Raw genomic sequence first — 10803 nt, forward strand, 5'->3', positions numbered from 1 at the left:
GATTCGAGCACCGCGAGCAGTTGTCCCTTCTTCACCAGCGCGCCCTTGTCCACCAGCATCGTCTTCACGTAGCCGGCAATCTTCGCGTAGATCGGGCTCTCGAAATATCCGTGCACTTCGCCCGGCAGCGACAGCGTCCGCTTCTTATCGGAATGCGCCAGGGGCACCACGATGACGATCGGCCCCTGCTGTTCCTGTTGTTCGAGCGCGCTCGTTTGATGGCTAATCCAGATGTCGCGCGCGAGCACCAGGCCGCCGAGTGCAACCAGCACGACGACCATTGCGACAATCCAGCCCGCGATGAACAGCGGTCCCGATTTGATCGCCGCCGATTTCGGATTCTCATCCGCCATACTTCAATCCTTCTCCGACTGCTCGACCAACTCGGCCACCTCGGCGTCGCGTTCGCGCTTTCCGATTCGCTTGCCGCTGAACAGCGAATAAACCGCCGGCACCACCAGCAGGGTCATCACAGTCGCCGCGAGCAGTCCGCCGATAACCGCACGGCCGAGCGGCGCGTTCTGCTCGCCACCTGCTCCCAGAGCCAGCGACATCGGCAGCATGCCCAGGATCATCGCAAGCGCCGTCATGATGACGGGGCGCAGCCGGGTGACGCCGGCCTGGATCGCCGCCGAAATCGGATCGTGACCCTGTTCGCGCAGATCGTTGGCGAATGTGATCAACAGGTTGCCATTGGCGACACCGACGCCCACGGCCATGATCGCGCCCATCATCGATTCAACGTTCAGCGTCGTCCGCGTGATCACCAGCATCCAGAGCACGCCCGCGAGCGCCCCCGGCACCGCCATCATGATGATCATAGGATCGAGCCACGACTGAAAATTGGTCGCCATCAGCAGGTACACCAGGATGATCGCGAGAATCAGGCCGCTGCCCATGCTGGAGAACGACTGCTGCATCGCATTGCTCTCGCCCTGTATTTTGATCGAGGTGCCGGGCGGGAGATTCGTCAGTGCGTTGATCTTCTTTTGCACGGCGGAAGTCACGCTGCCAAGGTCCGTGCCCTCGACTCCGCAATCCACATCCACCACGCGCTGCACCGTGTAATGGTTGATGCCCTGCGCCTGTACCTCGTGGTTCATCGACGAGACGTTATTCAGGAACTGCGGCGGCGTCTGGGCGCCGTCGAGCTGGGAGGCCGTCAACGGCGTGCGCCCGATAGCCTGTATCGAGTTTTCAATGTGCTGCGGCGTTTGCACGGCAACGCTGTAACTAACGCCGTTCTTGTAATCGAGCCACTGACTGGGCGAAAAAATCAGGCTCGAGCTGAGCGAAGTGAGCATGCTGGTGGTGACATCTCTTTCCGTGATCCCGAGCTGCAGCGCCTTGTCGCGATCGACCTTTACGCTCAGCGTCGGGTAGTCGAGCACCTGCGGAATCCGCACGTCAGCCGCGCCGGGGATGGTTTCAATCCCAGCCTTGAGTTTTTCAGCGATGGCAAAATCGGAATTCAGATCGCGTCCGACGATTTGCACGTCGATTGGCGCGGACAGACCGAAACTGAGTACTTGACTGATTATATCTGCCGCCTGCGGGTAAATAGTCACTCCAGGAAACTGACTATGTATCGCGGATCGAATCTGCTTGATGTATCCGTCGGTCGGGTGATGTTTCTTCTTGAGCTGGATCTGCAGGTCGGCATCCTGCGGACCCAGGCTGTCGGTCTGGTAGAACAGCAACGCCCAGTAAACCGGCAGCCCGATGTGATCGGTCATCAACTCGAATTCGTCGGCCGGAATCAATCCGCGAATCGTGCGCTCGACGCCGTCAAGGATGCGCGAGCTTTCTTCGAGTCGCGTGCCGACCGGTACGCGTACGTGCAATCGAATCATGCCGGTGTCGACGTTGGGGAAGAAATCTTCGCCCGACACGTTCACCAACAGCATCGAGGCGAGCACCATGACGCCGATTGATATGAGCACGAGTGAGCGATGCGCCATCACGCGGCTCAGCAGTCCTTCGTAGCGCGTGCGCTGGCGGTCGAACCACCGCTCGAAGCCGTCGGTAATTTTCCCCAGCCATCCGCCGGATTTGTGGCCCTCGGGTTCCGCCGCGAGCAGGTGAATCGCCATGCTTGGCACCAGCGTGCGCGACAGGAGGTACGAGGTCAGCATCGCATATACGACCGCGAGCGCGAGCGGCAGGAACAGGTATTTGGCGACTCCGGTCAGCGCGATGACTGGTGAGAACACGATGCAAATCGACAGCGTGCCGACGAACGCCGGCACCGCAATCTGCCGCGCGCCGTCAAGGATCGCGACGCCAAGCTGCTTGCCCATCGCGTGGTTGCGATGGATATTCTCGACCTCCACCGTCGCGTCATCGACCAGCATGCCGACCGCCAGCGCAAGTCCGCCGAGCGTCATGATGTTGATGGTCTGGCCCGACAGCTTGAGCCCGACTATCGAGGTCAGAATCGCCAGCGGTATCGAGGTGACGACGATCAGCGTGCTCCTGAGCGAGCCGAGGAACAGCAGCACCATCAGCCCGACCAACGACGCGGCAATCACGCCTTCCTGCACCACGTCGAACAGCGACTCGCGCACGAAGATCGACTGGTCGAATGCCAGCGTCGCCTTAAGTCCCTTGGGCGCGATCGCGAGCATCTTCGGCAGCACCCCTTTGACCGCATCGACCACCGTCAATGTCGAGGCCGAGGGATGCTTCAGTATGAGCATGTAGGTCGCGAGCTGTCCGTTGACGCGGACCAGGTCGGTCTGCACGGCGGCGCTGTCGCTCACCTTCGCCACGTCGTCCATGTAAACGGGAGAAGTGCCCTGGTACTTGATCGGCAGGCGATTCAGCTCCGCGGAGTGTTGCGGACTGCCGTTGATCACCACGTCGTATTCGGTGTTGCCGATTTTCGCGGTACCGCCGGGAATGATCACATTCTGATTCTGCAAGGCGTTAACGACGTCCGATGGTGAAACGCCGCGCGCGTACATCAGGGACGGATCGATATTCACCATCACCTGCCGCGTCGCGCCGCCAAACGGCGCCGGGGTTGACAGTCCGGGGATAGTGAACAGGAATATTCGCGCGAAGTTGTAGCCGAAGTCGTATACTTTGCTCTGCGGCAAAGACTCACTCGACAATAGCAAGTAGCTAATCGGAACCTCGGTCGCGTTATAGTCAATTACGCTCGGCGGATTGATCCCGGGCGGCAAAATGTTCTTGATCGCCTCGGAGACCGAGACCAATTGCGAAATAGCCAGTCCGGTGTCGGCGCCGTGCTGAAAATAAAACTTCAGCAGCCCGATGCCGTTGAGCGAAGTCGATTCGATGTGATCGACGCCGTTGACGGTCGTCGACGCGGAGCGCTCGCTGATATTCACGACCCGCTGCTCCATCTCCTGCGCCGATAGGCCCGGGTAGTTCCACACCAGGTCGACGACCGGGATATCGATGGCGGGAAAGATGTCGAAGTTCATCGACGACAGCGAAACGATTCCGAGCAGCAGCATCAAAGCCGCCATCACGGCGACAGTGACGGGACGACGGAGCGCGAGTTGGACGATCCACATACAGTGGGCTCCTGTTTATTCCGGGGTCGCCGCTAGGGCGACTCGCGCTTTTTCGATACAAATGGCGCGACGAACGCACGATCCGGATCAGGCAACAGGTTCAGGAATTTCACTTCAGCGAAACCGCCGATAAGCTGGAACCCGGAGAACGCGGCGTTGTCCACGCGGATTCGCCGGAAGTGCGCGAGTTCGAGCCGCATGAAATGGCACAAAACGGTGCGAATAATATCGCCGTGCGAAACGAACAAGATGCGCCGGCCGCTATTCTCGCCGATCGCGCGCCGCACTGCCTCGACGCCACGCGATTGCACTTGCGCGATCGTCTCGCCGCCGGGCGTCGGCGCGTCCAGTGGATGGTCGCGATAGTGCAGGTAGTCGGCATCTTCGACCAGGTCATCGTACACCATCCCTTCCCAGCGCCCGTATTGAACTTCCGAGAGTTGCGGGTCTTCGGCGACCGGGACGCCGCCGACGCCGGCCGCGATTATCTCCGCCGACTGCCGCGCCCGCGCCAGCGGACTGGTGACGATCAACTCCGGCTTGATCAGTCGCGCGAAGGGAATCGAGGCCGCCACCTGCGCGCGTCCTTCCACATCGAGTTCGATTGGGTTGCGGCCCATCACGCGGCCTTCGCGGTTCCACGCGGTCTCGCCATGACGCATCAACAGCGCGATTCCTCTCATCCCGTTGCCACCCTTCAGTTTATCTGCAACGTAAAACGGTCCCAGCGCCATCTAATTCGCCTCGATGATGAGATGCCAGCTAAAAAAACGCGGCGGCATCTCGCCAATGAGCGCCCGCCGCAATCAATCCAGATTTTCGACTTCTATGACCAGCGCGCGAGTGTTACCGCGCCGACGCCGCCGCGCTGCTCTGCGCCGGTTGTTCCGAATGCGCGGTTCCGTTTGCAGGCGCGCCAAAACCGCAGAACGCTTCGTAATCGATCAGCGTCGTTTGAGTTGGATGCTCGCTGCAAACGGGGCACTTCGGATCTTTACGGATCTTCAAAACTCGCACGAAGTCCTTGTCAGACAGCGTGTCGAAGTAAACCATCTTGCCTATTAGCGGCGAACCTGCGCCGATTATCAACTTGATCGCTTCGAGCGCCTCGATCGATCCGATGAGACCCGGAATCGCGCCGAGCACTCCCGCTTCCGCGCACGACGGCGCCATGTCCGGCGGCGCCGGCTCGGGATACAGGCATCGGTAGCATGGGCCGCCCTTGGCCGGGTAAAAAACCGTCGTGTTGCCTTCGAAGCGGTATATCGCGCCGTCAACCAGCGGCTTCTTCGAGAACACGCACGCGTCGTTGATCAGATATCGAGTCGGAAAATTATCGCCGCAATTCACGACGACGTCGTAGTCCTTTACGATGTCCATCGCGTTCTCGGAGGTCAGCCGAACGTCGTGACGAATCACCTTGACGCCCGGATTCAGCGCATTGATTGCTTTTTGCGCCGATTCGGTCTTCGGCATCCCGACGCGATCGGTCGTGTGAATGATCTGCCGCTGGAGATTCGACATATCGACCACGTCGAAGTCCACCAGGCCGATCGTGCCGACACCCGCCGCCGCAAGATACAACGCCGACGGCGAACCCAGCGCGCCCGTGCCGAGCAAAAGCACCTTGGCGTCGAGCAGTTTCGCCTGTCCCTTCTCACCGACCTCAGGGATTACGAAATGGCGCGAGTAGCGCGTCAGCTCGTCGGCCGTGAACGCACGATCCGCAATCCAGGGCAGACCGCGATCCTTCCACGCGCTGAAGCCCCCGGTCATGTTGTACACGTTCTCGTAGCCGAGCTCGCGCAGCGATCGGGCCGCCAGCAGCGAGCGCGTGCCCGAGGCGCATTGCAGAATCACCGGAGTTTTGTGATCGGGAACCTTCTCCTCGATTCGGAGCTCCAGGAACCCGCGTGGAATCGCGACCGCCTGCGGGATGTGCCCCTGCCGCCATTCGTCGCTTTCGCGCACATCGACCAGCACGGTGCCTGGCTTGTCGATCATTGCACGCGCCTCGTCGATACCAATCTGCTTAATCGTCGAGCGTGCTTCGTCGAGAATATTTTTCGAAGTTTTCGCCATAAATTTATCCGTTCGGTCCGCCGGCGGATTCAGTTTCAATATACAACTATAACCACGCGCGCGAGTCACGCCACGCGGCGTGCCGGTTCGCTATCCGCCAATCATGCGATGCGATTCGACCAGCGTGCGCATGAAATTGAGCACCTGCGCGGCATGTCCGCGCGGCGTCACCTCATGAAAAGCGCGCCGCACGCGAAGTTCGCTGTCGAGCACGAAGGTCGAGCGCGCCGCATACTTGCCGTTGAGCACGCCGAACGCGCTCGCGAGCTTGCCGTCTTCGTCCGCGAGCAGGATGAACGGCAGCGCGTGCTTTTCAGCGAATGCGCGATGTCGCGCGGAGGAATCCGTGCTGACGCCGACGATCACGCAATCGAGCGCTTTGAAATTTTCGAAACTGTCGCGAAATTCCTTGCCCTCGACCGTGCAGCCGGGCGTGTCGTCTTTCGGGTAGAAATAAACGACGACGCTGTGGCCGTGAAAATCCTTGAGCCGGCGCAGTTCCCCGCTGGCGTCCGGAATCGCGAGCTCGAGCGCCGACGAAAGATCGGGAATGCTGGCGTCAGCCGGCGGCATGCGCTTCCGCCTCCGCAATCGATCGCCGCTTGGTGAATTTGATCGCCGCGTTGTCGATGTTGATCGAGCACAGCGACCCGCACATCGTGCAGACGTTGGAACCCGCCGCCTCGCTCTCTTCCTTGTAACGGCGCGCCTTGTCGGGATCCATCGCCATCGCGTACATGCCTTCCCAGTTGAGCGCCTTGCGGTATCGCGACATCTGATCGTTCCAGACTTTCGCCGCGCGGACACCCTTAACGAGGTCGCCCGAGTGAGCGGCGATTCGAGTCGCGATCACTCCTTCGCGCACGTCGTCGATGTCGGGCAGGCGCAAATGCTCGGCCGGCGTCACGTAGCACAAAAAATCGGTGCCCGCCGCCGACGCGATCGCTCCGCCAATCGCACCCGTGATGTGATCGTAGCCCGGCGCCACGTCGCAGGTCAGCGGCCCAAGCACGTAAAATGGTGCTCCTCCGCAGACGCGCTTCTCGAGCTTCACGTTGGCTTCGATCTGATCGAGCGGCACGTGACCGGGACCTTCGATCATTACTTGCACGCCCATCGCACGCGCGCGATCGGTCAATTCGCCCATCACCAGCAGCTCGCCGATTTGCCCGCGATCGGTAGCGTCGCCGGTGGCGCCCGGCCGCAGCCCGTCGCCGATCGAAATAGTCACGTCATGCTCGCGCAGCACGGCGCAGACTTCGTCGAAATGCTCGTAGAGCGGATTCTCGTTGCCGGTCCGCTCGATCCACGATGCCAGCATCGCACCGCCGCGCGAGACGATGCCCTCGATTCGCTGATGCCCGCGCAGCCGCTTCACGCTCTCGCGCGTGACGCCGCAATGGAGCGTCATGTAATCGACGCCCTGGCGCGCCTGCCGCTCGATAACGTCGAGAAAATACTCGGCCTCCATCTCCATGATCGATCGCTCGGAGCCGAGCTGATAAATCGGCACCGTGCCGAGGATCACCGGGCATCGCGACAGAATCTCCGCGCGGATTTTGTCGAGGTCGGTGCCGGTCGAAAGGTCCATCACCGAGTCGGCGCCGTAGCGAACCGCGGTGTAAAGTTTCTCGACTTCCTCTTCGATGAGCTGATGGAAATTCGACGCACCGATGTTGGCGTTGACCTTGGTGCGGAGCCCCTTGCCGATTCCGATCGCCCTGAAATCGTGATAGATGTTGTGCGGGATCACGACCTCGCCGGTCGCGACCAGCGCGCGGATTTCTTCCGGCGAGAAACCCTCATCCTCGGCGACTTCGGTCATCTGCCGGGTGATAACATTTTTGCGGGCGGCTTCAATCTGGGTCATCGCGTCACCTCCGCGGCCGGCTCGACGCTCGGCCTTGGATCTCAAAGTATAGCTCAATCGTCACCGTACTCGATGCCGTTCTTCTCGCACAGCGCGCGCAGTTGCTGGATCATCCGCTCCGCGCGCGCCAGGTGCGCCACCGCGATAAAGTTCGCCAGCGCCACGAGCGTCAGCGCCGCCGTCGCCCAGTACATGTGGCCTAGCACGTCGCCGCCGTGAATCACCCCGACGCCTTTCGCGTAGGCGATGAACAAAACGATCAGGCCCGCCAAGGTCAGGCCAATAGTCACTCGCGTCATCTGGCTACTTGCCGCTGCGGACAGGATGCCGGTCGATCGCCGTCAGGTCGTCGATATGGTCCGGCGCTTCCGCGTAATGCTTGGGCGCCGCGCGATTGGTGTAGGTCTTCATCTCGGGCCGCTGCGGATCGTAAACCGCGGCGTCCTGCTCGCGGTACCACTCGAGCATCTCGTTCATGTTGCCCTCGCGCCCCTTCTCGGCCAGCACGCGCGAGCGATGCATCAGCAGTTCTTTCTGCTCGACGAAATCCTTGCGATCGAAACCCCAGATGCGCGGATGAACGTAGGTGTCCATCCGAATCGCGTCGCACGGGCAGGCCTCGACGCACAGCCCGCAGTAGATGCATCGCAAGGTATCGATCTCGTAGCGCACCGGGAATTTCTCGACGTGCGGATCGGGCGACTCGCCCGCTTCAATATATATGCACTGGGCGGGACACGCAGTCGCGCACAGGAAACACGCGGTGCATCGCACGGAAGAATCTTCGCGCAGCGTCAGCCGATGGCTGCCGCGAAAATTATCGGGATAGTGCTTGCGCTCCTCCGGATATTGCGTCGTCGAAGTCGCGTTGACGCCTTTCTTCATCCCGAACAGATGCGCCGTGTGCAGCATGAAATTGCGCGCGAAGTGATAGTTGGTGATAGCCAGACCTCTGAGGATTTCAGGGATATAGATCTTCTCCCAGAAGGTCATTTGTTCGCTTCTCTGCATCTCTAAACCAGCGCCAAATCCATTGTCAGAACGCGGTTTTCTGCGATCGCCGCAGCTTCGCCGGACTCCGAAACTAAACTATAAGGAGTCCTCGGAATTGCAGTCAAGTTAGGTTCACTGCTGCGCGTCAGGATTCGTCGCGGGCGCGGAGGGCTTCAACCAGGTATGATGGTGGTAGCCGTACTTGTCGATCGTCGGAAACGGCGTCGGTGTGCCGGCGGCCAGGCTTCCAACAGCACCAAAGTGGAACTCAGTCTCGGGGACCCGTTCGTCGATTTCCACCGGGAAACCTTCGAGCTTCGAGGGCACTTGCCGCATCACAGAATCGATGTTCTTTTGATCGTCCACCTCGACCAGAATCGCCGCCTCGTTCTGTCCATCGACTTCGCCGGTGACGACACGCACGTGCGGAATTTTCATCAGCTCTGCGCGATGCCGCTTGCTGACGGCGTCAGCATCGCGCAAATCCTGCGCCGCCTGTTCCTGCTCCAGCGTCTCCGCCGGTGCATTCCGCACGACGCAAGCGATCAGCACTATCGCAATCAACCCCGCCGCAATTTTCCCGTTCTTCATTGCTAAATCCAGATTCTGAAATCAAAATCCGAAATCTAAAAACCTGAAATTAAAAATCCGGTCCCCCTTCCCACTATGGGAAGGGGTTAGGGGTTAGGTTCCTACGAATTCAATCGCGTGTACAACCGCTCCGAATTCTCGGCGCTGTCTTAATTTCAGGTCGAGTGTCTTAGATTGAAATCGCGCGTGTCCTACCGGTTGTCCGGCACGACTTTCTCAGTGGTCGGATCCCAAGTCGGGTCCCACTGCGAACTTGTGGGATCCGTGTTTTCCCAGCAGTCCACTGTCGGCGCGATGACCACCACATCGCCGTTTTTGTCTGCGTCTACGTACGAATCGTGCACGTACTTAGCCGCGCCTAATTCACATTGGGCTTGCGTCTTAAATTCCTTCTCACAACTGTGAGCCTCGCCCTCCAAAGTGACGCAGTTTGGAGAATCTTTGGAGCAGTCGCTTCCTTCGGCAACGCTTAGACACCAGACCAAGACAGGAATCTCTCTCACAAGGACGCGGACGCCATCCAATCGCGGCGGTAGTTTACCATAGACCTCGCGCACGTTTTCTGATTTGTCCACGAAGAGCCCAATCCACGTTTCGACGACTGCTTTCGGGCGGGCGTTCTTATCAAGGATGAGATCTCGCGTCATATATTTGACGTGCGGCACCTTTAGCACCCAAGCATTCGCTGCGATGGCGGCTTCCGCCCGGTGCCGTGCTGTGTTTTCCACGCATTCCGCTCTCGGCGCGAGGACCACCACATCGCCGTTTTTGTCTGCGTCTGCGTACCAATCCTGCATGTACTTCGCCGCGTCTAATTCACATTGAGCTCCTGTCTTAAATTTTGTCAGACAACTGTATGCTTCATTCTCCGTAGTGACTGCGCAGTCGGAACAGTCTTTGGCGACGTCCTTCCCTAATCTAACACCTAGACACCAGACCGCGACAGGAATCGCTCTCACAAGGACGCGGACGCCATCCAATTGCGGCGGTACTTTACCTGCGACCTCGCGCACGTTTTCTGATTTGTCCACGAAGACCCCAATCCCCGCCTCGCCGACCCCTTTCTGGCGGGCATTCTCATTAATGATGAAATCTGGCGCCATATATTTGACGTGCGGCACCTTTAGCACCCAAGCATTCGCGGCGCTGCCGGCTTCCGCCCGGTGCTCTGCTTTCCACAGTTGCGGATAATCGGCCTCCGCCTGAGCCTGAGACACGGTAGGCCAGACATCCGCTGCTTTCCTTGATGGTGTGGGGGTGGGAGATGCTTGAGCATTAGTCGTTGTAGGAACGACCATGAGATACCAGCCCACAAGCGCGAGCGCGGCAGCGTGGCGGAATTTCATGTCTGCACGTTCTAGCCTGAGTGTCCTGGATTCCCGGCTCGCGTTGTCCTAGTTCGGGCCACGCCCACTATCGCGATCAAGCCCGCCGCAATTTTCCCGATATTCTCTGTTACGCCCCTGAGAGCAAAGTAGCGCGCTGCACAACTTTGCGCTTCTCACTGGGTGGAGAGCCTGTCCTGAGCGACGCCGAAGGAGGTCACCCCCGCGACGGTGTCGATGCCGCCCGCCGCGCAGGCGATAGGTTCCTACGACTTCAGCCGTGGGTACAGCCGCGTCGGATTCTCATCCAGAATCTTCCCCGCCACCCCCGCCCCAAACTCCTTGCGCCCCGCCGTCAAACTCACCGTATGCGGGAACCTGCCGTCGAAATGCGGAT

The 10803-nt window shown here is 59.9% G+C and carries 10 protein-coding genes; all 10 read right to left on the bottom strand.

Annotated features, from left to right (window positions below; genetic code table 11):
- A partial coding sequence (locus tag VIW95_RS16535) for a biotin/lipoyl-binding protein (RefSeq protein WP_331588585.1) occupies positions 1 to 353 on the bottom strand: 353 nt, incomplete at its 3' end.
- A gap of 3 nt (positions 354 to 356) precedes the next feature.
- A complete protein-coding gene (locus VIW95_RS16540; RefSeq protein WP_331588587.1) occupies positions 357 to 3545 on the bottom strand; it encodes an efflux RND transporter permease subunit in 3189 nt (1062 codons plus the stop codon).
- Positions 3546 to 3577: 32 nt separating this feature from the next.
- Positions 3578 to 4279 carry a histidine phosphatase family protein gene (locus VIW95_RS16545; RefSeq protein ID WP_331588589.1) on the bottom strand — a complete coding sequence of 234 codons (702 nt, stop codon included), beginning with the start codon at positions 4277 to 4279 and terminating at the stop codon, positions 3578 to 3580.
- Positions 4280 to 4391: 112 nt separating this feature from the next.
- Complete coding sequence (moeB, locus tag VIW95_RS16550; protein WP_331588591.1) at positions 4392 to 5627, bottom strand: molybdopterin-synthase adenylyltransferase MoeB; 1236 nt, start codon at positions 5625 to 5627, stop codon at positions 4392 to 4394.
- Between the two features lie 90 nt (positions 5628 to 5717).
- The gene (locus tag VIW95_RS16555; RefSeq protein ID WP_331588593.1) at positions 5718 to 6200 is read right to left on the bottom strand and encodes a peroxiredoxin; all 483 of its coding nucleotides are present in this window, start codon (positions 6198 to 6200) and stop codon (positions 5718 to 5720) included.
- On the bottom strand, positions 6187 to 7497 hold the full coding sequence (gene thiC / locus VIW95_RS16560) for a phosphomethylpyrimidine synthase ThiC (RefSeq protein WP_331588595.1): 1311 nt from the start codon (positions 7495 to 7497) through the stop codon (positions 6187 to 6189). The genes VIW95_RS16555 and thiC overlap by 14 nt, the downstream gene beginning before the upstream one ends.
- A 53-nt stretch (positions 7498 to 7550) precedes the next feature.
- Positions 7551 to 7796, bottom strand: coding sequence for a hypothetical protein (locus VIW95_RS16565; RefSeq protein ID WP_331588597.1), 246 nt, complete (start codon positions 7794 to 7796; stop codon positions 7551 to 7553).
- Positions 7797 to 7800: 4 nt separating this feature from the next.
- A complete protein-coding gene (locus VIW95_RS16570; protein WP_331588599.1) occupies positions 7801 to 8490 on the bottom strand; it encodes an NADH-quinone oxidoreductase subunit I in 690 nt (229 codons plus the stop codon).
- Between the two features lie 132 nt (positions 8491 to 8622).
- A complete protein-coding gene (locus tag VIW95_RS16575; RefSeq protein WP_331588601.1) occupies positions 8623 to 9081 on the bottom strand; it encodes a hypothetical protein in 459 nt (152 codons plus the stop codon).
- A gap of 191 nt (positions 9082 to 9272) precedes the next feature.
- Complete coding sequence (locus VIW95_RS16580; protein WP_331588603.1) at positions 9273 to 10427, bottom strand: hypothetical protein; 1155 nt, start codon at positions 10425 to 10427, stop codon at positions 9273 to 9275.
- Positions 10428 to 10803: the final 376 nt, after the last annotated feature.

Origin of the sequence: Binatus sp. (SeqCode) (genome assembly GCF_036522015.1) — a bacterium.
Classification (GTDB): domain Bacteria; phylum Desulfobacterota; class Binatia; order Binatales; family Binataceae; genus Binatus.

Bases quoted from the DNA above. Each gene is read 5' to 3' on its own strand.
- VIW95_RS16540 (WP_331588587.1), bottom strand. From the start codon at position 3,545: ATGTGGATCGTCCAACTCGCGCTCCGTCGTCCCGTCACTGTCGCCGTG.
- thiC (WP_331588595.1), bottom strand. From the start codon at position 7,497: ATGACCCAGATTGAAGCCGCCCGCAAAAATGTTATCACCCGGCAGATG.
- VIW95_RS16555 (WP_331588593.1), bottom strand. From the start codon at position 6,200: ATGCCGCCGGCTGACGCCAGCATTCCCGATCTTTCGTCGGCGCTCGAG.
- VIW95_RS16580 (WP_331588603.1), bottom strand. From the start codon at position 10,427: ATGAAATTCCGCCACGCTGCCGCGCTCGCGCTTGTGGGCTGGTATCTC.
- moeB (WP_331588591.1), bottom strand. From the start codon at position 5,627: ATGGCGAAAACTTCGAAAAATATTCTCGACGAAGCACGCTCGACGATT.
- VIW95_RS16545 (WP_331588589.1), bottom strand. From the start codon at position 4,279: ATGGCGCTGGGACCGTTTTACGTTGCAGATAAACTGAAGGGTGGCAAC.
- VIW95_RS16570 (WP_331588599.1), bottom strand. From the start codon at position 8,490: ATGACCTTCTGGGAGAAGATCTATATCCCTGAAATCCTCAGAGGTCTG.
- VIW95_RS16565 (WP_331588597.1), bottom strand. From the start codon at position 7,796: ATGACGCGAGTGACTATTGGCCTGACCTTGGCGGGCCTGATCGTTTTG.
- VIW95_RS16575 (WP_331588601.1), bottom strand. From the start codon at position 9,081: ATGAAGAACGGGAAAATTGCGGCGGGGTTGATTGCGATAGTGCTGATC.